Genomic DNA, 22,218 nt, shown 5'->3' with positions numbered 1-22,218 from the left:
TAGGGACGATTGATAAATGCTGATTAATTGCGAACCGTTAAAAAGCGTAACAGGTTTGAATCGCAGTAGTTTTCGGTATCAAGCACCAGTCGTTCTTGCATCAACTGAAGTTGGTGGGTAAAAAACATCACGATAATACTGATCACCAAGGCGATAAATGTTGAGTTAAAGGCAACCCCCAAACTTACCGTAACGCCTGCAATGTCACCTTGTACGGCTTTGTGCGCTTGGCCGAGTGCTTCACCAATACCGCGCACGGTACCGATAAATCCAATAGACGGAATTGCCCATGCAATATAGCGAATCATCGCCAATTCGCTGTCGAGACGATCAGACTCTGTTTCGCAGGTTTCTCGCACCGCGTTGGCCGCATCGGTAACGCTTTTGGAGGAGTCAAAGCGTTGCAGCGCTTTTAATAAAGCCCTTGGCAAGAGCATTAATTGCTGAGCCACCGGCAGTGATTGAATAGGGCGAGATAAATCGCGGGCGTCTTCCGGTAAAATGGTTATGCCTTCGCGAAGGTTCAGGATTGATGCCGATAACAGTCGGCGTTCGGCCATAATATCTCGGGCTTTGTAACCCATGATCGCTAAAGCCCAGAGCATTAAAATAAAACAGGCTTCCTGTTCGTAATCTTTTAAAACCACAAAAATAGATCGTTCGCTGGGTGCGTTCTCTCCGGCTTCTTGTAATTCCATTTGATGACGAACTATGGCATCGGCTTGTGGGCGTACCAGTGTTACGTACACGGCGTGAACCAATATCGCCGCGGTAATTAGCGCGAAGAGCTGGTACAAAAATTCTGAAGAGCCATTGCGCTTCATTACATCTCCTTAAATTCGATTAAATATCGGTTGGAAAAGACACGGATAAATCTTCCGATATCTCTTCACTGGGAATAAATTCCGGTGCGGGTTCTGAGTTACTTTGTGCCGTCGAAGATTTGTTGTTTTGTTCTTGAGCTGATTTGTCGTTTTGTTCTTGGTTGGATGATTCAGAATCCGACTCAGTATCGTCGCTTGTTTGTGCAAAACTTAAAGCACTTACCGACAATACGATCGTAAACGCTGCGCAGTTGAGCGCAGTTTTTAACAAGTTCAGACGGAAATTAAAGCCGAAAATAGATTTCATACGTGCTTAATCCAAGAAACGTGCGATACGGAAACCGATGGTATTTTTACGGTCGTTGCCATACTCGCGATACGACAATCTCAAATCGGAAATACCACCACTTGACCAACTGCTACCACGAATTACATGGAAATCACCTTCGGCTGGACCCAATGGATCGACTTCGGTCTCTGAGGAAATTCCGGTTTTAATCAGATAAAAATCGCTGATCCATTCCGAGACGTTACCGTTTATATCAAACAAGCCATTATGGTTTGCCGCAAAACTTTTCACGGGTGAGGTCACTATGTAGCCGTCATCGTAACCCGCTTGAATAACACCTAAAATAGACGCCGCGCTACGATCGGCAATATTCTCGGATTTATCCGGCGGTGGTAGGGCGTCTCCCCAAGAGTAGCGAAGCATGTCGCCATCTTTAAATCGTGCAACCCAAGCCCATTCTGCTTCGGTTGGTAACCGATAACCGTTTGATTGCGAATTGAAGCCTTTAAATTCGTCGTTCTCAAAGTTATAAAACAGCGGCAGATTTTCTTGTTGCGACAGCCAGTTACAGAACTTGGCCGCTTCTACCCAACTCACGTTTACGACCGGTAATTGGTCGTTATCGAGACTGTTTCCAGACACATGGCTGGATGAATGTGTGGCTTGGAATTGTTTAAATTGCGCGTTGGTGGTCTCGGTGGTTGCCATATAAAACGGGCGCGTCAATTGAACCGTGCGCAGGGTTTCGTTAGAGCGGCGACCTTGTTCGCGCCGCGATGCACCCATGGTGAAGGTATCGTTTGGACGGAATAATTTAAGCGTTTGGCCATCGGCTGCGGTAATGGTTTGTTTAACGTTTTCCCACTTGGCCTCTTCTAATGTTTTAAGCTGTACCGAAACATTTTGCGTAAGCTCTGGATGTGGAATAACCGCTGTGGAGTAATCGGCGTAGCCTTCTTTTTTTATCGTGATGCGCGTTTGGCGAGCCGGTAATTTTAACGACTGACTGGCGCGACCACTTAAGCGGCCATCAACGTAAAGCAGTGCATCGGATGGGTTTGCAGAAATACGGACTAAGCCAAGTAGCTCCGGTAGGTTAGCGCTTAAATCGATCTTATCCCCGGATTTAACGCTCACAGACTTGGATACCGATTGATAGCCATCTTTAAAAAACCGTACGCGCATACCGTTTTTAGGTGTGACTGGAGCGGTTATCGGTGTTTGCCCCACATAAAATCCATCGATCGTAACGCTCGCACCTTGCGGCGAGGACGTTAGTTGGATTTGACCATCGATTTTTTCTAAAACTAGGGTTCCTACCTTTTGATCTTCTTGCGCTTTAATGGTAAGCGGGTAGGTTTTGTCTTTGTAACCGCTGAGTTTTAAAACAATATCGCGATCGCCTTGAAGCAGTTCTACACTGGCTGGTGTTTTACCGAGCAGCTCGCCGTCGGCATAGATTTCGGCACCTTCGGGTAAGGAGTTAACGCTGATGTCTGCCCACGCGGGAACCAATGAAACATCAAGACTTTGCTGAATGCGCTTGCCTTCAATGATGACTGTGTCTGAATAGTTTTGAAAACGCGCACTGGTTATGGTGTATCTGTGTTCACCGGCCGAAATGTCCTTGATGATTAGGTTTTCTGTAACCTGGGCTTTTTCGCCATCGATGAACACTTCTATCTCGGTATTTTCGGCCAAATTGATTTTTAGCGAACCCGGCAGCGGTGCTAGGTTAAGCTCAATGGTTTGGTTCTCTTGGCTACTTACGGTGATATCCGACGATAAGGTGAAGTAATCTTGATGAGTGATAACGGCCTGATACTGTCCCGGTAGCAATAAATAGCTGTCGCCCAGTTTTAGGTGAAAACCACCTTCTAGGTTTACTTCAGCATCAATGGGATTGGTATAAATGATTAATGATCGCGCGCTGATCAAATACCAACCAGAGACTAGGACGATTAAAAATAGCGCAGCGATTACGCCGTAGATTGGTTTAAAAACAAATCCTGATTTTGTTTCGACGGCAGCGGTGGGAGTAAACTGTGCTGCTTGAATGCGTTTGATCGACGGTTTGTTATCCATATACAACTTAATGAGGTTTTTAATTTCACGATCTGATTGTTCAGGCCGATTTGGATCGAAATAAGTCTTTAACAGTTTTTCTGCGCGTCACTTTTTCTTAACGTCGCTTTTTCTTAACGTCACTGTTTCGAATGTCTTTTTTTGAATATCGTTATGGACAGTCGTAACACGATACTGATATTTGCTCTTTGAGCTTGTGAGTTCTATCGCGAAGCAAAGGCTCTGGCAAAAGTTACCGCAAAAACCACCTAAAAAGTATCATTAAAGACTCGCTATTTTCTCCTCACATTGAATTCGAATAGAAATTGGGCTTTTATCGGCGGTAACGGTGAATTCTTGGCGCACATCGCGATAACCTGCACGAGAACCCACAACGGTGTAACGGCCCGGTTTAAGCTGTAGAGAGTGCTCTTCAAACACACCGAGTTTACCGACGCGGTACACCGTAACTTCGGTTTGATTGTTGGATTGAATACTCACCGTTACCGGTGTTTGTGCACTGTCGATGGCGTTTTCTAGCTTGGCAATTTGTTGGGAGAGTCTTGGCCCCGGCGCAGAAATGTTTTTTGCGTCGGTCAGCGTTTTTTGGGCCTGAGTTAAAACCTGAGGATCTGCAATTCGTAACGGATCGGCGATGAGCGCATTGAGGTTTTCATCCAACTTAAGCCGGGTAGACGCTTTAATTTTACCGATGCGCGCGTTGACCAAATTAGGGTCGTATTTTAAAGCGTTTTCGTAGGCTGCTAGGGAATCTTCCCAGTTTTCTTGTTCTGCCAGAGTTTCAGCAATGGTTAATTGCTGGCTGAGAGCGGTTTGTAGCAAACGGTTTTCAGCTTGTGTTTTTGCCGCTTGTGCGTCGCTGGCGTTGGGTTTTATGGCCAATGCCGCTTTGAATTCTTCTCTTGCGCCACGAAAATCGCCGTCGTCGAGGGCGTTATAACCCCGAGACATGGTTTCTGCAAACCGTTGATCAACAATGGTTACCGTCAGTGCTTTTATTTTTTCATCGACTAACTTTGATTGCGAATCTAAAGCCTGTGCTTCTTTCAATTTTTTTAGCGCATCTTGCCATTGGCGTTGTTCTTGAAGTTGATCCGAGACTTTTACTAAATCCAACACCTCTTCAAGATTATTGGCCCGCGCTAACGCTTGTTTGGCTTGGGTGCTACTGGGATCGATTTGTGTGGCAAGGGAGAGTTTTTCGACGGATATTTTAGGGTCGTTGTTTTCTAAAGCGGCAATACCTTCGGCTAAGGTTTCTTGAAAGACCGAATCCTTTTTTTCAGACAGTGCGGTAAAGGCCTCTAAGCTTTGTTTATAGAGCGTTTTAGCCTGTTCAAACTCTCGATTGCGATATTGTTCATCGCCGCTAGCTGCGGTTGCCATAGCGTTGGAGAATTCTTCGTTAGCCCAAGAAGTCACCTGTGCTTGTTCGAGCTTACGCTGGTGATCAAGAATCTTTGCCAGAATATCCTGTGCTTCACGGCGCTGCTTGGCGAGCTGTGCTTCACTCCACGGTGATTCGAGATTACCGCCAGCGGCGGCGTTTGCAGCCGCCGATTGCGAGGTGTTGGCCGGTGGCGCGCTGTTGTCACTGGCTACTGGTTTGCTGGGTGTAACCAAACTCGGCAGCCAAAAAATAACCAGAACCAACAAAACAATCAGTAAAATAAATGGCACAATGGCTTTGGGCTCCATCCACCAAGGTGTTGTCGAAACTTGTGCGATGGGTCCCTGAGCCCAAGGTGCAGGCTCAATAGGGGGTGAAGGTTTTTGAGTGACTTCGGTAGGTTGTTCGTTGTCGGTAATGTCGTTTTTGTTCGAATCAGTCATTTTTAATACAGTAATCTCTATCGACGATTATTGAACGCCGCCGGTTTCTAAATCGTAAATATCTCGGAGTATTTCGCGCCATTGCTCATATTGGTTTTCTACCGTTCCCGAGAGCGTTATGGTGCGATCTTCTAAGTCAATGTAATGAGATTCTACTTCGGCGCCCAGTGAGTCGCCCAATTCTCTGAGTGCTTCAAGGTGTAATTTACTGTCCGAGCGGGTGCCAAAACCTTCTTTGATTAGATAACCGCCGCCGACAATGGCGACCGAGCCCGCCGCTCTGGCAGAGGCATCCGAAGATCCAGCAGCGAGTATGCCGCCCACAACCGATGCAACACCGGCCACGGTTTGGCCAATGGCCTGGGCGCGTAAACGTCTAACTTCCGCGGCCTCGGAATAGCTTTGGCTGCGCCATTCTTGATAGGGTTTTTCCATTTCGTTAACGAAGGTGCCGTAATATTCTTGAAGCGTATCGACAAAAAGATAATCGCGTTCACGAATGGTGCGAATGCGCTCAAGCATTGGGTCGGATTCGGCCGGTAAGCGATTGAGTTGATATTCGCCTTTTTTATCGACGTATAAATGATTGTCAAAGGCCTCTGGTGAAAAGTCTTTGGCGAATTTTAGTTCGGTAACAATGCGCAGTTTTCTTAAGTAATCGCTGGCCAGCTGGCGTTTGTATTCTAATAAATCGTTGGCGATTTCGTTATACACGCTGGAGAACGGATCGCGACGAATTCTTGCGGCGGGATCGTAGCTGTATTTGCTGGCTTTTTGTTCGTATTCTTTTTCAAACCATTGATCGCCCACAGAATCGAAGGCGCGAATATTTAAGATCAAACGCTCACCGTCGGAGGAAATAATTTTTCCGGTAACCATCACATCAACCGCGGCATTTTCGTTAGGAACAACACGAACGGCTCCCCAAGCGGCACTGCGTTGCATGGCGTCCATGAGTTTTACAGGGAAAAACTGTGATTCTGCCTTGCGAACTTCTGAGGAGACGGGAATAACTGACTTACTTTCGTCCTCAAGACCCGGATCAAAAATAACGATTCCTACATCCAACAATTCGTTTTCAGGAATATTGCTGGTTTCTACCTCAAGTGGTGTTTGCGCAGTGGATTTGACGACCTTATTGGCACAACCGGTAATTGCAAATGCAGCGGTGACCATCGTCAGAACAATAAAAATGCGCTTTAGGTTAGCAATGGTTTGCGAATATTGAGTTATCGCCATGGTTTAAGCCTGTATTTGTTTTCGCCGATATCTTTTAGGGAGCCTCTGATACGCTTATTCGCGATTCAATCAGGGGGTAGATATCAGAGGGTAGATAAAAGTCACTGTTATTTTTGCTGATTTTTATACTTGCGATATTCGTCCCACAGAGCTTCACGCAACTTGGGGTCGGTTTCTCGCATAGCCGCCTCGCGAATTTGTCTTGCGACAACATCGTCGTCGTTACCGCTTGGAATGTCGGGCGGTGGTGTATTGCTTGCTGAGGTGTGTTCAAAGTCACCTTCGCGGTTGTCGCCGGGGCCGGGTGGTCGATTGCCAACACCTGCCGTGCTGGTGGTAGATTCATAAGCGCTGCCGGGGCCTTCATTTTCACCATTACCACCGGGAGTGCCTGATCCTTCGACCTCATCAAAAAGAGGCCCGTCGAAATCTTCTAAGTCTTCTTCGCTGCCACTGGCGTTGCGTCGATTCGCGATGTATTCGCGTTCTTTTAAGATGTAACCGTCATAGTCGCCAACGGTATCTCTAAAAATGGCTTCTTTTGCGGCGATTTCTTCTTGGGTGCTTCGACCTGTCCCCGTTCCCGAGCCAGCGGTGCCGGGTGCTTGTGCTTCTTCAAAGCTTTCTTGGCCACCACTACCTGCATTGGCATCGTCTGAGAAATCTATGTCGTCGGATTGAGACTGACCGGCACCTGCGGTTTGATTGGCAGGCTGGTTTGCAGCTCCGGGAAGCGATGCTTCTCCACTGGTATTTTCGTTGTCAAAACCACCGTCTGACCCTGTTGTTGCTTGCGCATCTGAGCCGGACTTGGAGCCACCGTAGGTTGTACCCCTGGGTAAGCCTGAACTGGTAGAACCAGACGGCGTGGACGAACTGCTGCCTGATGAGGTGCTCGATGAGCTTCGAGATGAAGTATCGCTAGTACCGGACGGTGATCCGGGTCGAGAGACGGTTGCATTGCCACCGGAGCTGCTACTACTAGATGGTGATGAAGAGGAACTAGAGGATGAGCTGGCGCTGGGTTGCGAAGGGTTTTGACCAGACGACTGGGACGAGGTTTGGCCGCCGCAGCCTGCAAGAATAACTGCAGTCAGCACGGAAAGACTCATAAGCTTGATAGGTTTGTTCGCCATTTTTCGTCCTCATAGTGCTTTATTGCTTCTATAAATGTCTTCTATGGTTTAGGAACTTTTGATTAACTTATCGCTGATTTAATCAGAAGACAGAAATTGACAATGCGATTTCCAATTTCTTTACAACTTCAATCACTTACCGTTCTTGAAATTGACGACCCATCCTTGTGCCGCTGGAAACTCTGGGTTAAGCAGAGTTTCCAATATATCTTCTAGGCTCGCCATGAAGGATTTTTGTTCTAATGTTGTTTTTTTGTGTCAACTCTCGCGGTAAGTCGCCAAGTTGCAGCCGTGCAAAGTCAGCAAAAAATGCTAGCAAGTTTAAATTTACTCAACCTTAACGGCGCGTGAAAGTGCTCCGATATTTAGCTTTTGTGAAATCTTGCCGCGTAAGATTCTTAAAACGTTACCTTAAAAGCCTTATACCATCATTGTTATCAATGATTCTTTGCTACAAAAAGATATCGACAGAATATTGAAAAAAAAGTTTTCATGCTGCGACCTTGGCGCTGTTCACCAAGGTTTTAGCACGAATCTAGATGTGTAAAAGTACCTGACGGCGCTTTTAGCTGTTGGGAACTACGAATCGGTGCACGATACCGGTGGTATCAACGGCTTTACCATTCTCGTATTTAGGTCTGAAAATAGCATTGCGTAAATTACGTTTCACATTAATACGTAGACCGATATTGTTTTCCGGCTGGGCGTCTAACACTTCTATATTTCGTGTGTTGCCGTTATCGGTTACGTCGTACTTCACCATAACAAACTCAGGCTCGCCGTTGAGTTCGTAGGATTCTGTTTCGATTAAAGGCTGATCGGGTAGGGCCGTTGGGTGCGAAAATACGGATTTTGCGTAGTTGCTAAGCTCTTCGTCATTTTTTTCATCCACCATCGCTAAGGCTTCTTCATACTCTTTTGCAGCAGCTTTGGGTGCATTGAACAACATGTACCAGTCGCCCAATTGAACCTGCGCGATAAACATTTCTTTGGGATCGACATTGTCGTTATGTTTATAAATATCGACAATTTTCAGCATCGCCTTTTTGCCTTGGACATACGAACTCTGAATGTACTGGTCAATGCGTAGCTTCAGTTCAATTTCACGATCGCTGCGGCGGTTGTCTCGGGTCGAGAATTCGGCAGTACTGGTTGGTTGATTGAATTGAGATCGATAGGCTGGATCGTTTTGTTCAAAGCGCAAATTGGCAAAGTAATAGTTGGCCAAAGCATAACCTCTAAGTGGGTCGACCAATCGTAGGTCGTTTTGGCCAAAATTACTTTGGATAAGAGCTAGCGAGTTATTGTAGAGGTTGTAGGCGTTCAGAAGGTGACCAATTACCGAACTGCGGTTCACTGAGTAGGCGTTTAGGTGCCAGTCGCTCAGTTTCTCAAAGACCGGCAGCATACGTGGATCGTCGTCGGCAAAATTACGTTGATGCAACCACAATAAATGATCATGGCGATTACTGGCCTCGTTCCAATCACCGAGCGCGACATGACTGCTAATGGTCTGTTCAATTAAAGGCGCTTGGCTAAGGTCGTATAAACCGCCGTTGATTCTTTGCACATGAATGGCGCGATTTAGGGCAATCAAGGCTTCTTCGTGCAGGCCTTGGTCTTGATATCGTGTCGCCAGAGATTGTAGTTGCTCACTGAGCGATGCACCGAATGGCCCTTGTTCGGATTCGATTCGAGCAATCTCATTTTCGATTCGTGGAATAAGCCGTGTTTGTGCCGCAGGGGCAGGCGGCGACGCGTCATTAGCCAGCGCTAAGGATTGGTCCGTTTGGGCAAAAGCCGGACTGCACAGGGCGACGTAAGTAAGCACACCTAAACCGTGTGAACTGAGCTTTTTAACAATGTTGGTTGGCAAAATTAAATGAAGCATAGTTATTACCCGTGAATCATCCCCTGTGAAATCGTTGTCATGTGTCGCTACCGACGGCGTACAAACTTAACGTATGAGCGAGCAGTTCGTTGCAGTTTTCACAAAATAGGAATCTCTGATTAACCTAGAATTTCCAGCAGCACAAGGATGTGTCGCCAATTTCAAGAACGGTAAGTGATTGAAATTACAAAGAAATTGACAGCTGTCTGGGCAATTTCCGTCCTCTGATCACATCATGAAAAGGTTAATCAGAGGTTCCAATCGTTTCATCTTTACTGGCTCGCGCGTTAATCAGAAATTTTTAGCCAATATTGAATCGAGAAAGCTCGACTCGATCACAAGATCGGAGCATGTGTAAAAAGCATCAGCTATCGGTTGCAACCTTAGCATTAAATACGACGAAAAAAGTCGACACACTGTCAACTCAACACGTCATTTATAGTGACGTTTTATTGCAACTTACTTACACCGAGAACCTTGGCAATAGATTATTTGGCACAAATTGTTCCATTTCCTAGGATACAACTATAGGCTTTTTAGTTAATACAAAAGTGCTGAATTGTTCAAATATTCACTGAATAATTGAACAATTTACGGTTATTAACGTGGGTCGTGCGTTGACCGTATAGTTTTGAGACCTCAATGCAAGACATTCGGCCAGTTTCTGCCTCTGTCATCAAAATTCAAGTCTTCTATGGTATATTGCGGCACTTTTTCGATGCATACACCGGCCGCTTTTGTTGTTGGCAACGGTAACAGTCTTTGTGCATTGATAGGATTGCATTCCTTCACAAGGAAAGTTTGATTTACGAGTATCTGGATACACACATGACCAGCCAAATCACCAAACCTAACAACGATATCGTTGAGGAAGTTGTTCTGCGCTTTAGCTGCAAAGATCAACCCGGTATTGTTGCGGCAGTAGCCAATATGTTTGCGCTTCAAGGATTTAACATCAATGAATCCAATCAATTTGAAGACCCAAATAGCCACAAGTTTTTTATGCGTACCGTGCTGAGTTCTTGCCAAGGCGAAAAATCATTATCGCAAGTGCGACAAGCGTTTGAGCCCTTAGCGCGACGCTTCGAAATGGATTGGCAACTGAACGATTACCGCTACAAGCCTCGTGTTGTGATTGCTGTGTCCCAGTGGGGGCACTGTTTAGAGCACCTATTGAATTCTTGGAAGCGAGGCGTGTTACCTATCGATGTGGTCGCGGTGGTGTCTAATCACGAAGTAATGCGACCTCTGTGTGAGTGGTACCAAGTGCCTTACCACTATTTACCGGTCACCAAAGATACCAAATCCGATCAAGAGCAGGCTATCTTGCAATTAATGAACGATACCTATGCCGATTTCTTGGTGTTAGCTCGCTACATGCAAATCTTGTCAGATTCGTTGTGCCAACAGTTGAAAGGCCGAGCCATTAACATTCACCATTCATTTTTACCCGGCTTTAAAGGTGCACGTCCTTACCATCAAGCGTTTAATCGCGGTGTTAAACTCATTGGTGCTACGGCCCATTATGTGACACCCGATCTGGATGAAGGCCCAATTATTGAGCAGGCCGTCGAGCGTGTTAATCACGCTAACTCGGCGGAGGAAATGGTTGAGATCGGTAGAGATGTAGAGCGCGTGGTATTGAATCGGGCGGTAGCTTGGCATGCCCAACACAGGGTTCTGCTCAATGACGACAAAACCGTGGTGTTTCCCCGTTAATGTTAATAAATTTAACGATTGGTACCTCTAATTACGTCGACACGATTTGATCAAGGAGCAGACATTGAATACATAACTTTCAATGTCTTCTCAATTTCAAGCACTTACTGTTCTTGAAATTGGCGATACCTGCTCGTGTCGCTCGTGCAGTTTTGGTTAATCAGAGAATTCTATCTTTTCATCCGGTAAGATGAGATCTGCGTAACTGCTCGTTTGAAACTGTGATGAAGCCGTTTTTGTTGTACCGGATGGAGTAAATATGGGCATTGGATTAATTGTTATTGGTGATGAGGTTTTGTCGGGTCGAAGAGTCGACAAGCATCTCCCCAATATTATCGAGCTGCTAAAACCGCGCGGCTTGGTGTTAAGTTGGGTGAAAATACTCTCGGATGACCGAGATCTTCTTTTGCATACCTTTAAAGAAAGTTTTGCCAGTGGTGATTACGTATTTAGCACCGGCGGAATTGGCAGTACACCCGATGATTTAACCCGTGCTGTTGTCGCCGAAGCCTTAAATATTCCTCTTGAGCAACACCCTGTAGGTTTAGAATTGCTTAACGAATTTGCTCGCGAAAACGACAGAGAACTCTTGCCTCATCATTATCAAATGGTCGAATTTCCTGTTGGCTCAGAAGTCATTCCCAATCCGGTCAATAAAATTCCGGGGTTTTCTGTTAATAACCACTTTTTTACGCCCGGATTTCCTAAAATGGCCGAGCCTATGATGGATTGGGTATTAACGCACAAGCTCCATCATCTTGTTGATCAGCATTACTGCGAAAAATCTGTTTTTGCTATCGGCGCCCATGAAAGTGTGGTAACACCCTTAATGGAAACGTTAGTTGCTAACTATCCAACGTTGAAACTATTCAGCCTGCCAATGATGAAAGGCGGTGAGCGGCAAATAGAACTGGGATTTAAAGGCAACAATGAGTTGGTTGAGCAAGCTATGACTGAATTAATTGCGGGCGTAGAGGCCTTAGGTTTTTATTGCAAAAACGACTGATCCTTGAGCACACACGTTTTACGGAATCTTCAATTAACCTACGATTTTAATTGAAGGTTCTAATAGGAACCTCTGATTAACTCATCTATGATTTAATCAGAGAGCAGAAATTGACCATGCGATTGACAATTTCTTGCCAATTTCAATCACGTACAGCTCTTGAAATTGGCGACACATCCTTGTGTCGTGAGAAACTCTAGGTTAACCAGCGTTTCCACTACTAAAAAATAACCCTAAATTAAAAGTCTGTTGAACAGCAAAACGCCTCTCAGCTGTCGCCATAATATTTCTCGAATTTTCTTGCCTTGGCTCATAACCAAACTCTACATTATTGGTCTTAGAGAACTTAACTCCTAAATACTTAAGGCCAGTACCGCTAAAATGCTAGATAAACTGATTCAAGACTTTCTGATTATTTGGGCAACCATAGATCCTTTAGGCACCATGGCATTGTTCGCCGCACTTACCGCTCATTTAACACCTGAAAAACGTAAAGCCACGGCGATTAAAGCCATCATTTATGCGGGTAGTGTTTTATTGGGAGCCATTATTGTTGGTCAAATTGTGCTCGGCGCCATGGGCATACGTTTAGTTTCTTTCCAATTGGCCGGCGGCATTATTCTCTTCTTATTTGGCCTACAGATGATTTTTGGATCAGGCTCAGAAAACGCTAATCGCGATAGCGAGCACGACATGGCGGTCTTTCCATTAGCCATTCCTGCCACGGCAACTCCGGGGGCCATATTGGCCGTTATTTTATTAACCGATAACAACGTTTATCCAATTACCGCCCAAATAGGAACTGCCTTAATTATGCTTGCGGTATTGGGCATTACCTTACTGCTATTATTGTTCTCATCGCGAATCATCAAAGCCATAGGTTTAGGTGGTGCTAATATTTTAACGCGAATCATGGGCATGGTATTGGCTGCACTGTCTGTAGAGTTAGTAATGAATGCGTTGGGTGTAAAACAATGGATGCCGGGAAGCTAAATTATTTTTAGCGTATGTGTTTGTAATAATTTAAGGTTTTTTAATTGGCAGTTCTTGAACTGCCATATTTCCGATGGTAGAAACATTATTGGAACTTCTGATTAACTCATCCATGGTTTAATCAGACGCAGAAATTGACAATACGATTTCCAACGTCTTCACAATTTCAACTTCTTACCGTTCTTGAAATTGGCGGCACACTCAAGTGTTGCAAGAGACTCTTAGTTAATCAGAGTTTTCTATTATAACTACTGCACAAAAGGGAATAGATGATGATTTATAAGGGAAGTGTTTTGGCGTTAGGGTTTGCGCTGTTAACGGGTTGTGCAACTACGAATCAATTTACCGTAGCCGAGTACGACGATTTACCCGACGAAAAACTTCCCCCAGTTTCTATCTATTTTCAAACACCGTCCGATGAGCTGTCGGAATTCTGTAGTAACTATGACAAGCAATCAGCATGGCACTTTTGCGCAACCAATAACGTGCGCTTGCAATACTTCTACGAAGAATTTAAGAACACCAATCTTTTTGAAAATGTGTACTACGCTGAATCTGACGTTGATTTTAATATCTTAATTAGTGTTGCAAATTATTCACAAACCTCCGGTAAATCAATAGGTCAAAATACGCTTTCTGCGGCGACATTATTAATTGCGCCTCTTACCAGTGAAGAAACTTATCGGGTTGATGCTGCTCTAGTTTGGAACGGCGAACTTATTGAACAATACCAGCAAGATATTCCTTTTGTGGCGAACAGCAATCTTTTTACTGTGGATCAAAACGATTCCGCCGATATTGCTAAAAGTATCACATCGCACATTGTTAAAGACTTTCAAGAGAGAAATGTTTTCGCTCCTGAAAATGTGAATAAAAAATTGAAGGCCAGCAACTATGTGGATGATTTAAAACTGCCAGAGTTTGCCAGCGACTACGCTCTAAATCAGAAAAAAATCTTTCATAATCCTTTGTTTGGTACTGTAAATCGCTACGTACATGAGCAATTTGAGTTTGATTACGTAGATGTATTCGTCTACCCAGTAAGACATTGGGATTTATCCAATTCCGACAAAGTACTGATTAGAGAAATGGATGTTGTAAAACATGAGATTAATATTTTTCTAAAAGAACAAGGTGTTGATCAAGCCAGTTTTAATGAAGTGGAAATTCGTCCTATAAAACGCATTACCGAAAGCGGAGAAACTCTTTTAAATCTGGCGTCGTTGAGTGGTAGTTACACAATTAACGATGGCGGTAACTTTAAAACGGTGATTTATCTGTGTCAGCTAAAAGATAAGTTTGTTAAATACCGTGTGACCTTTGAAGATGATGCGGATTTAAATAAACAAGTTGAATTTTTTGTAGAAAATCATCTACAGCAAATAGAGGTTCCTAATGAGTCTCTATTTATGGCTAAAATTCGACAAAGCTGGAGGGCGAACTCGCAAGAGTCTTTGAATTGAAAGTGTTTTTAGAATATACGATCAACTGATTTTGAGATTTTTAAATCTTTATTTTGAAATTAATTCTTAATGTTAGCAATCTTGTTGGTATCTATTTTTTTACACCATTGCTTAATGCTTTAGTTTACATTTAAGAACTAATTTATATATAGTTTTTCATTGTTTTTTATTTACACTGTATGGCCTATGTGGCCATTGCATAAAAGCTAATGGTTTAAATTCAATTCTGTGTGTTAAAGGTTTTATGAAAAAGTATTTATTTGTATTTTTAATTATTTTGGCTCCAACGGCTTTCGCCGATGTCTGCACAGGTTTACCTGACCGAGTTCATATGGCTGCTAATGGTGCAGTTAGTTTAATTTCTCAAGAGATCTATGAAAGTAGTAAAGGTAAACAGATTTGCAGTGTCCGAGAGACATGGAAAGGTGTTGCTCCCGAAGCTTGTAACGGCTGGTACTCACTTATTTTGGCTACATTAGCACAAAAGCAACCTTTAAAAATTCAATATTTGAATGATGTTCAGTGTGTAAATGTATTAGACTGGGCTGACGCAGAATCACCTCATGCATTAACAACAAATTGATGGTTTATTGCTTGCAGGTTCTAAAGAGCTCTATTATTTACAGCTCAAAATACTTACCCTTCAATAGATGATTCTCTGATTTAAAGGTGTTGCGTGTAATTTTGTTTTTGTACAAAATCCGCCACCTTTATTTTCTATGAGACCTATATGAAAGTTGTTTCTTTTAATCTTTTTCGTACCTTAGGTTTAGAATCAAATAAAGAAGTTGATTTAGCTTACGTTAAGCCAGAGGCTTATGAAGCCAATCCAGATCGTTTTTTTTCGCTTTTAAGTTCAGCGGATTGGGTGTTGTTCCCTGAATATTGGCAGCTCAATTCATTACTCTACGGGTGTGAGTGTCAAATTTTTCCAAGTCCTGCGACCTATCGCATCGGTCACGATAAGATCGAGATGAGCCGTGTTGCTCAGTTACTTTTTCCGATAAATACACCTCAAACTTGGATCTGTAAGAATACACCTGAGCAGGCAGATCGTATATGGAATGAGTTATCAACACCGTTTGTGGCTAAATTGCCTAAGGCTTCTCAGGGTGTTGGTGTTTGGTTAATTGAAGACTATGTACAGTGGAAGCAGTATGTGTCTATAGCCGATAGTTTGTACGTTCAGGAACAGCTGCCGATTGAGAAGGACTTGCGTATTGTTTTAGTTGGAGGGGAGGTGGTTGCTTCTTATTGGCGGCACCAATCTGATAGAAGCTTTCATACCAATGTATCTCGTGGTGGTACTGTAGACTATAAAAATATTCCCGACTCAGCCATTGAGTTTGTATTAACATGGGCGAAAACACTGGGAATTAATCATGCAGGTTTTGATATTGCGATGGTAGGTGACAGGCCTTATTTCTTTGAGTTCAATCGACTTTTTGGAACCCAAGGTATTCCTGGCGGTGGTAAAACCATTACCGACGCAATATTTAAATATCTATTAGATAATGGTGAAGATCATCGTCCGCTTTCGCCAAATAGTTCTGGTCGAAAATGGCTAAAAATTGCCAGTTAAAAAAGCCTCTTTAAAAGAGGCTTTTTTATTCCGTTGGATAATTGATTAGAACGCTTTACTAACCCAAATCCAAACTTTATCGGTATCAACCGCTACATCATCAGCGCTGTAGAACGCAGCTTTAATACCCGCTGAGTATTTTTTACCGAATTTAAACGCGTATTGTAAATCCAATTCGCTGCCTAAATCAGAAATGGCCGCTGTGTCTTCGTCGGTATCGAATTCATGATAGACAACGGTTGCATTACCTGGGCCCACTTTTGCGCTTAGGCTTAGGTAAGTATCTTCTAGCCCGGTTGCTGGAGTATTTAAGAAAATATCTGCCCAACCGTTGAATTTATGTAAAGTTGCTAACGGCGTAGAAAAACCGTATTGGCCGTCGTCAGAACCTAAAAGCTCGTAACCAATTTTGGCGGTAATGTTGGCAACCTTAACACCGGCTTCTAAGAATAAATAATCAGCATCGAAATCGGTATCGGTTTCTTGGGTGGCAAATTCCGCGTGGTACAAAAATTTCGCCTTCTCATTAATTACTGCGCTGCCGTCTAAGCTAATACCGTAGGTATCTAGCTCAGTGTCGTTTTCTTCGTTTTCAAGTAGGTAAGAGTAACCAACAACTTTACCGATTGCGGTTTTGAAACTAACGTTACCAATGAAATCTTTTGAATCGATGTCGGCGTCGTCAGCAAAAATGCGATTACGCTTATCTAAATAAGCACCGGTTACGGTAATTTCTTTGGTTGGATTATACGCAACACTTAAGGCATCAAATGTTTGACGATCTTGTCTCCAACCAACATCACCAATAAAGCGTTGTCCGTCTAATACAAATACTTGACGACCTAATTTTGCGGTAAGAGTTTCGGTGCCGTATTGCACAAAGGCTTGGTCTAGCTCGGTAACTTCTGGATCTGCAACTACAGAAAATTCACCGGTATTAAAGCCCGTTTGAGGGACCGAGAAATCATCTTCACCTAACACAACTCGGCTATCTTCAATTTCTGCGGTAGCAGAAAAATGATTGACTTCCGCGGTTTTAAATCCAATACGTGAACGAAGAGTAAGAGCGCTTGCGTCATCTAAGGCGTTATCTTGATCTACGGATTCGTAACGTAAACGAAAGTCACCGTAGAGTTTTGCACCTTCAAGCATTTCAGTTAATACGTCGGCATTGACGCTGAAAGAACTTGTGGTTGCCGCACAAACGGCCAGAGTAATGAGAGATTGTTTAAGATGTTTCATTCGATTGTCTCCTAACGATTCAAGTCCAGAAATGCTTTATAAGGATTGTTCCCTGGCTGTTAAAATCAATTAATATAATATGTATTTAATGCAAGAATTTTTTACCCACTTTTTTAAGTTTTATTATGTGGGTAGGGTGCAACTCCCTTTGCAAGTGACATCTTGTCCAAAAAGTAAAACAATTCCAAAAGGTAAAATAATAAATCTTTAGAATCTCTTATTAACTCATCTTTGATTTAATAAGAGGGTGGAAATTGAAAATGCTCATCGTTCTTGAAATTGGCGACACATCCTCGTGTCGCAGAAACTCTGAGTTAATCAGAGTTTCCTTTATTTAATTTACGCTTATTGATACGGCTCAAGCGGCGACACTTTTTTTGGCGGGTGTCGATGGTGTGTTGCTGTGAGCAACCGCCTCAATCTTTTTTGGTGTTTGCGGAACGTCTTTTTTAGAATGACGTTCGTGTAAGAATTTTAAGACTTCGGCGCGGTAATGGTTGTATGTTGGATCATCTGCCAGTACTAAACGCTCACGTGGACGAGGTAAATCTACTTCTAATATCTCGCCTACAGTTGCCGCAGGACCATTGGTCATCATAACGATACGATCTGATAACAAAACGGCTTCATCAACATCGTGCGTAATCATAATAACGGTGTTGTTTAATTCGTTTTGAATTTCCATCAATGAGTCTTGCATGTGTGCTCGGGTTAGCGCATCCAGTGCACCGAAAGGCTCGTCCATTAATAAAACTTTTGGTTGCATCGCCAAGGCGCGAGCGATACCAATGCGCTGTTTCATACCACCAGAAATTTCGTCCGGGCGTTTATGCATGGCATGGCCCATGTGCACTAATTTTAAATTATGTTCGGTCCACTCATGACGCTCTGCTCTGCTTTTGCCTTTCATGACTTTATCGACGGCAAGACGAACATTTTCGTAGCAGGTTAACCAAGGAAATAGCGAATGGTTTTGGAATACAACCGCTCGATCTGGACCCGGTTCAACCACTTCTTTGCCTTGCAAAATTACGCCGCCTTGGGTCGCTCTGTACAGGCCTGCAACAATATTTAATACGGTAGATTTTCCGCAGCCGGAGTGACCTATTAACGAAATAAATTCGCCTTGTTGAATTTTTAAATGAACATTGTCTAATGCTTTAAACGGACCATTAGGCGTTGGAAATTCGATAGAAACGCCAGAAATGTCTAAGTATGTACCTGTCATGGTGAACCTCTTAATATTTAATGCGTGACGCAGCGTTTATCGAACTTCTTGTGTTTTATCGTGGGACACCGCTTTTTGTAGAGTCAGCATTACTCGATCTAGTAAGAAGCCGATAATCCCGATAACAAATACTGCCACTAAAATTCTACCTAACGAGTTCGAGCTACCATTTTGGAATTCATCCCAAACGAATTTACCAAGGCCTGGGTTTTGCGCCAGCATTTCTGCGGCAATTAACACCATCCAGCCCACACCAAGTGATAGGCGTAAACCTGTAAATATCATGGGTAATGAAGCAGGAACGACTACTTTAAATATTTTGGTTGGCCAACTTAAACGTAGAACTCTGCTTACGTTAATAAGGTCTTTATCGATAGTTGAAACACCAACCGTCGTATTAATGAGTGTTGGCCAAAGTGAACAAAGCGTTACGGTAAAAGCTGAAATCACAAACGATTTTGCGAGAATCGGGTCGTCCGTTGTGTACAGTGCACTTACCACCATGGTGACAATAGGTAGCCATGCAAGAGGTGATACTGGGCGGAAAATTTGAATTAATGGATTTAATCCTGTGTAAATGGTTGAATTTAGACCGCAAATAATACCAACTGGAACTGCAATAATTGAGGCTACCGCAAATCCAACAAAAACGGTGTATAAGCTGGTAAAAATCTGATCGAAAAATGTTGGTGAACCAGTGTACGGACGAATTTCTTTAGGTTCTTCGCCTTTTGCAATTCGTTTTTCATTACGCTCTTCTTGGCGTTCATAAAACGTTGCTTCTTTTTCGCGAGCTTCAACGTGCTCAGCTATTAATGACTGAAATTGTTCCCAGGTTTGGCTGGGTCCTGGAAGGTTACCTAAGCTGGTTTCAATATTTTTAGCGGCAACAGACCAGAGTAATAAAAAAATTAAAAACGCGGCTAAAGGTGCGCCTAGACTCGAGAGTAATTGATTCAATTGAGCCTTTGGATTTTTTCCCGCCAATATGTTGGCAATAGGAATTAACCAGCTCATGCCTGTAAGCTCGAAAAATCGAATACTGCGATTTAACATGTGCTTTACCTTCGTATTCTGTGCGCAGCATATTAAGATGCCGCGAGTTAATGAATGATGTTATGGCTTGATTTTTACGTGTAATTTGAGAGGGCGGAGAATATCTCCGCCTTATAAATGTTGCTTAGAGAACTGTGTCGCCTTTTAAACCAATGCTGAATTTTTCTAGATATTCATTTGGTTTGCGGCCGTCGTAGGTAATATTGTCAATAAAATGTGTTTGAGGATCGCGGAAACCGTCTGTACCAAACGGGAAATCCTCTTTCTTCATTTTGCCTTCTTCAATTAGCATCTGAGCAGCTTGCATATAGATTTCTGGCTTATACACTTTTTTCGCAACTTCAAAGAACCAGCTGTCGGATTTTGGCTCGTCGATTTGTCCCCAGCGACGCATTTGCGTTAAGTACCAAATGGCATCTGAATAATAAGGGTAGGTTGCGTAGTAACGGAAGAATACGTTGAAGTCTGGAACAGAGCGCTTGTCGCCTTTTTCGTATTCAAAAGTACCGGTCATTGAGTTGGCAATAACGTCGTAATCGGCACCAACGTAATTAGGTTTCGATAGAATTTTTACAGCGGCTGGACGGTTAGCGTTATCATTTTCGTCCAACCATTTGGCGGCGCGAATTAATGCTTTAACAACGGCTAAATGTGTATTTGGGTTTTCTTCGGCCCATTTGTTGGATACACCGAATACTTTTTCTGGGTTGTTTTTCCAAATTTCGTAATCGGTAACAACTGGAACGCCAATACCTTTAAATACGGCTTGTTGGTTCCAAGGTTCACCGACACAGTAGCCATAAATAGTACCGGCTTCTAAGGTAGCAGGCATTTGTGGTGGCGGTGTTACCGATAATAAAGCATCGGCATTAATGGTGCCCGAAGTATCACCTTTGTGTGGAGCGTAATAACCTGGGTGAATACCGCCAGCAGCTAGCCAATAACGAAGTTCGTAGTTATGAGTTGATACCGGAAATACCATGCCCATTTTAAAAGGCTTACCTTCGGCTTTATATTTATCCACAACCGGTTTTAAAGCGTCTGCTTTAATTGGGTGAACAGGTTTGCCGTCGGCTTGTTTTGGAATATTCGGCTTCATTTGTTCCCAAATATCGTTGGAAACCGTAATACCGTTGCCGTTTAAATCCATGCTAAATGCAGTAACAACGTGCGCTTGTGTACCAAAGCCAATGGTTGCACCTAACGGCTGACCGGCAAGCATGTGTGCACCATCAAGTTGGCCATCAATAACGCGATCCAACAATACTTTCCAGTTGGCCTGTGCTTCGAGCGTTACATAAAGTCCTTCATCTTCAAAATATCCATTTTCGTAGGCAACTGCCAAAGGAGCCATGTCGGTCAATTTAATAAAACCGAATTTTAGATCTTCTTTTTCTAACTCTAATTCTTCGGCTGTTACTAAGCCAGTTGCGGTTAATGCAATTGAAGTAACTGCTGCACCTAAAAGATGCTTGAATAAAGTTATGCGCTTAAATACAGATTTTGCGTCCTGATCTCGTTTTTCCATTTATGACTCCTAGATACCCTAATGTGCAATGAAATGGCTAATTGGTTCTATGCTCTTACATCGCAATTCCCTTGCCAAAGTTTTAAAATGGCGCTTTTTTGGCAAAAAATCTATAAAAATCAGGAGATTAAATGGGGCGCTTGGTTATCATTATTGATCATTGATCAAAAAATAATAGGTCAATAATAATGCAAACATTAATTGTGTGATCAATAGTGGTGAATTAATTTATTTTAAATCGCACCAATGAAAAGCAAAATGATGAATACTGTGATCTAAAATAAATTCAAAAAGTTATCGTTTGATGAGATTTATCGAATTGGATATTTTTTGGAATTTGTAATATGTATTTTATTGGTGCAATTTTTTGGTTAGATAGGGTCGAGAAGATCTGACGGAGTATTGATGTTTAAAAAGGTGGAAGGATCTAAAAAGCTAAAATCAACGACGTTTGAATCAATATGCGAAAGCCAAGCATGAAAGCTGTATTTTTGAGAGGTGTTCAGAAATGCTGCCAATGTCTTATAACTGCTCGATTGCCAGACACCGATAATTGGATGGAGTTTATCGCCTTGGGCCGCAATAACGCAGTCGCAGTTATTTTGATAAAAAGAATTGAGAAGACGAGCTGGAATTTCTGTACTAAGTAAGGGGGTGTCTACCGGACAGGTATACACCAAAGAGTGCGGATTTATTTTGTATGCCCAACGCAAGGCTGTGAACAGTCCAGCGAGAGGGCCCTTATTGGTAAATTGAGGCTCGTCTTCAAGTACATCAATCTCGGAGATGTTTGACGAGCGGGTTTTTAAGAACTCTTCAAAGCGAGATTTTAATTTAGAGCTAGACGAAATGGCGCAGGTTGTTATGTCGGCTTTGCAGAGATGATTCAATGCAATGTCTATAAGGAGGCTGTTTTCCCGCGTCATGAACGGCTTGTCGCTCCCGTTCATTCTTTGGCTTTTACCACCGGCGATCACACACCCGAATACGGCTGCGGCCGCAGGTTTATCAGTCGTGTTTTCGTACGGCGGGTGATTGTTCATTGATTTGAATTAGGTCGTTGCACAGCAGTGCGCATTTTGTGGTTAATCTCAAGGGTTATTG

Annotated in this window: 18 protein-coding genes; 6 read left to right on the top strand and 12 right to left on the bottom strand. The window is 43.2% G+C overall.

Features of this window, described 5'->3' with window-relative positions; translation table 11 throughout:
* Positions 1-23 precede the first annotated feature (23 nt).
* The 7 genes from ACYQ2C_RS02220 to ACYQ2C_RS02190 all read right to left on the bottom strand — a co-directional run bounded on the left by ACYQ2C_RS02220 (position 24) and on the right by ACYQ2C_RS02190 (position 9,297).
* Positions 24-824, bottom strand: a complete 801-nt coding sequence (locus ACYQ2C_RS02220; RefSeq protein ID WP_460048751.1) for a MotA/TolQ/ExbB proton channel family protein — start codon at positions 822-824, stop codon at positions 24-26.
* A 19-nt stretch (positions 825-843) separates the two neighbouring features.
* Complete coding sequence (locus tag ACYQ2C_RS02215) at positions 844-1,131, bottom strand: hypothetical protein (protein WP_460099606.1); 288 nt, start codon at positions 1,129-1,131, stop codon at positions 844-846.
* Between the two features lie 6 nt (positions 1,132-1,137).
* Complete coding sequence (locus ACYQ2C_RS02210; RefSeq protein WP_460099609.1) at positions 1,138-3,198, bottom strand: PEGA domain-containing protein; 2,061 nt, start codon at positions 3,196-3,198, stop codon at positions 1,138-1,140.
* A gap of 261 nt (positions 3,199-3,459) precedes the next feature.
* Complete coding sequence (locus ACYQ2C_RS02205; protein WP_460099612.1) at positions 3,460-5,031, bottom strand: tetratricopeptide repeat protein; 1,572 nt, start codon at positions 5,029-5,031, stop codon at positions 3,460-3,462.
* A 27-nt stretch (positions 5,032-5,058) separates the two neighbouring features.
* A complete protein-coding gene (locus ACYQ2C_RS02200; RefSeq protein ID WP_460099615.1) occupies positions 5,059-6,270 on the bottom strand; it encodes a hypothetical protein in 1,212 nt (403 codons plus the stop codon).
* Positions 6,271-6,377: 107 nt separating this feature from the next.
* On the bottom strand, positions 6,378-7,406 hold the full coding sequence (locus ACYQ2C_RS02195; RefSeq protein WP_460099618.1) for a hypothetical protein: 1,029 nt from the start codon (positions 7,404-7,406) through the stop codon (positions 6,378-6,380).
* Positions 7,407-7,971: 565 nt separating this feature from the next.
* Positions 7,972-9,297 (bottom strand): hypothetical protein, encoded by a 1,326-nt coding sequence (locus tag ACYQ2C_RS02190; RefSeq protein WP_460099621.1) that lies wholly within the window; start codon positions 9,295-9,297, stop codon positions 7,972-7,974.
* Between the two features lie 828 nt (positions 9,298-10,125).
* Here ACYQ2C_RS02190 and purU point away from each other — a divergent pair.
* The 6 genes from purU to ACYQ2C_RS02160 all read left to right on the top strand — a co-directional run bounded on the left by purU (position 10,126) and on the right by ACYQ2C_RS02160 (position 16,060).
* The gene (gene purU, locus ACYQ2C_RS02185) at positions 10,126-11,016 is read left to right on the top strand and encodes a formyltetrahydrofolate deformylase (protein ID WP_460048739.1); all 891 of its coding nucleotides are present in this window, start codon (positions 10,126-10,128) and stop codon (positions 11,014-11,016) included.
* A 259-nt stretch (positions 11,017-11,275) separates the two neighbouring features.
* A complete protein-coding gene (locus ACYQ2C_RS02180) occupies positions 11,276-12,022 on the top strand; it encodes a competence/damage-inducible protein A (RefSeq protein WP_460099625.1) in 747 nt (248 codons plus the stop codon).
* Positions 12,023-12,403: 381 nt separating this feature from the next.
* The gene (locus tag ACYQ2C_RS02175; protein WP_460048736.1) at positions 12,404-13,015 is read left to right on the top strand and encodes a MarC family protein; all 612 of its coding nucleotides are present in this window, start codon (positions 12,404-12,406) and stop codon (positions 13,013-13,015) included.
* 272 nt (positions 13,016-13,287) lie between these two features.
* Complete coding sequence (locus ACYQ2C_RS02170; protein WP_460115624.1) at positions 13,288-14,478, top strand: hypothetical protein; 1,191 nt, start codon at positions 13,288-13,290, stop codon at positions 14,476-14,478.
* A gap of 244 nt (positions 14,479-14,722) precedes the next feature.
* Positions 14,723-15,061, top strand: a complete 339-nt coding sequence (locus tag ACYQ2C_RS02165) for a hypothetical protein (RefSeq protein WP_460099631.1) — start codon at positions 14,723-14,725, stop codon at positions 15,059-15,061.
* Between the two features lie 147 nt (positions 15,062-15,208).
* The gene (locus ACYQ2C_RS02160; RefSeq protein WP_460099633.1) at positions 15,209-16,060 is read left to right on the top strand and encodes an ATP-grasp domain-containing protein; all 852 of its coding nucleotides are present in this window, start codon (positions 15,209-15,211) and stop codon (positions 16,058-16,060) included.
* A 45-nt stretch (positions 16,061-16,105) separates the two neighbouring features.
* On the opposite strand, the gene ACYQ2C_RS02155 is transcribed toward ACYQ2C_RS02160, so the two are convergent.
* The 5 genes from ACYQ2C_RS02155 to ACYQ2C_RS02135 all read right to left on the bottom strand — a co-directional run bounded on the left by ACYQ2C_RS02155 (position 16,106) and on the right by ACYQ2C_RS02135 (position 22,157).
* Positions 16,106-17,302, bottom strand: coding sequence for an alginate export family protein (locus ACYQ2C_RS02155; RefSeq protein ID WP_460099636.1), 1,197 nt, complete (start codon positions 17,300-17,302; stop codon positions 16,106-16,108).
* Positions 17,303-17,660: 358 nt separating this feature from the next.
* On the bottom strand, positions 17,661-18,530 hold the full coding sequence (locus ACYQ2C_RS02150) for an ABC transporter ATP-binding protein (RefSeq protein WP_460099639.1): 870 nt from the start codon (positions 18,528-18,530) through the stop codon (positions 17,661-17,663).
* A gap of 36 nt (positions 18,531-18,566) precedes the next feature.
* The gene (locus ACYQ2C_RS02145; RefSeq protein WP_460048727.1) at positions 18,567-19,586 is read right to left on the bottom strand and encodes an ABC transporter permease; all 1,020 of its coding nucleotides are present in this window, start codon (positions 19,584-19,586) and stop codon (positions 18,567-18,569) included.
* 124 nt (positions 19,587-19,710) lie between these two features.
* Positions 19,711-21,114, bottom strand: coding sequence for a CmpA/NrtA family ABC transporter substrate-binding protein (locus ACYQ2C_RS02140; protein WP_460048726.1), 1,404 nt, complete (start codon positions 21,112-21,114; stop codon positions 19,711-19,713).
* 371 nt (positions 21,115-21,485) lie between these two features.
* Positions 21,486-22,157: a molybdenum cofactor guanylyltransferase gene (locus ACYQ2C_RS02135; protein ID WP_460099644.1), complete on the bottom strand. Its 672-nt coding sequence runs from the start codon at positions 22,155-22,157 to the stop codon at positions 21,486-21,488.
* Between the last annotated feature and the right edge of the window lie 61 nt (positions 22,158-22,218).

This window comes from Sessilibacter sp. MAH3, from assembly GCF_054658275.1.
This window is presented reverse-complemented; position numbering and strand designations above follow the sequence as displayed.

Coding starts and splice junctions, on each gene's coding strand:
- ACYQ2C_RS02220 (WP_460048751.1), bottom strand. CDS start 824: ATGAAGCGCAATGGCTCTTCAGAATTTTTGTACCAGCTCTTCGCGCTA.
- ACYQ2C_RS02215 (WP_460099606.1), bottom strand. CDS start 1,131: ATGAAATCTATTTTCGGCTTTAATTTCCGTCTGAACTTGTTAAAAACT.
- ACYQ2C_RS02210 (WP_460099609.1), bottom strand. CDS start 3,198: ATGGATAACAAACCGTCGATCAAACGCATTCAAGCAGCACAGTTTACT.
- ACYQ2C_RS02205 (WP_460099612.1), bottom strand. CDS start 5,031: ATGACTGATTCGAACAAAAACGACATTACCGACAACGAACAACCTACC.
- ACYQ2C_RS02200 (WP_460099615.1), bottom strand. CDS start 6,270: ATGGCGATAACTCAATATTCGCAAACCATTGCTAACCTAAAGCGCATT.
- ACYQ2C_RS02195 (WP_460099618.1), bottom strand. CDS start 7,406: ATGGCGAACAAACCTATCAAGCTTATGAGTCTTTCCGTGCTGACTGCA.
- ACYQ2C_RS02190 (WP_460099621.1), bottom strand. CDS start 9,297: ATGCTTCATTTAATTTTGCCAACCAACATTGTTAAAAAGCTCAGTTCA.
- purU (WP_460048739.1), top strand. CDS start 10,126: ATGACCAGCCAAATCACCAAACCTAACAACGATATCGTTGAGGAAGTT.
- ACYQ2C_RS02180 (WP_460099625.1), top strand. CDS start 11,276: ATGGGCATTGGATTAATTGTTATTGGTGATGAGGTTTTGTCGGGTCGA.
- ACYQ2C_RS02175 (WP_460048736.1), top strand. CDS start 12,404: ATGCTAGATAAACTGATTCAAGACTTTCTGATTATTTGGGCAACCATA.
- ACYQ2C_RS02170 (WP_460115624.1), top strand. CDS start 13,288: ATGATTTATAAGGGAAGTGTTTTGGCGTTAGGGTTTGCGCTGTTAACG.
- ACYQ2C_RS02165 (WP_460099631.1), top strand. CDS start 14,723: ATGAAAAAGTATTTATTTGTATTTTTAATTATTTTGGCTCCAACGGCT.
- ACYQ2C_RS02160 (WP_460099633.1), top strand. CDS start 15,209: ATGAAAGTTGTTTCTTTTAATCTTTTTCGTACCTTAGGTTTAGAATCA.
- ACYQ2C_RS02155 (WP_460099636.1), bottom strand. CDS start 17,302: ATGAAACATCTTAAACAATCTCTCATTACTCTGGCCGTTTGTGCGGCA.
- ACYQ2C_RS02150 (WP_460099639.1), bottom strand. CDS start 18,530: ATGACAGGTACATACTTAGACATTTCTGGCGTTTCTATCGAATTTCCA.
- ACYQ2C_RS02145 (WP_460048727.1), bottom strand. CDS start 19,586: ATGTTAAATCGCAGTATTCGATTTTTCGAGCTTACAGGCATGAGCTGG.
- ACYQ2C_RS02140 (WP_460048726.1), bottom strand. CDS start 21,114: ATGGAAAAACGAGATCAGGACGCAAAATCTGTATTTAAGCGCATAACT.
- ACYQ2C_RS02135 (WP_460099644.1), bottom strand. CDS start 22,157: ATGAACAATCACCCGCCGTACGAAAACACGACTGATAAACCTGCGGCC.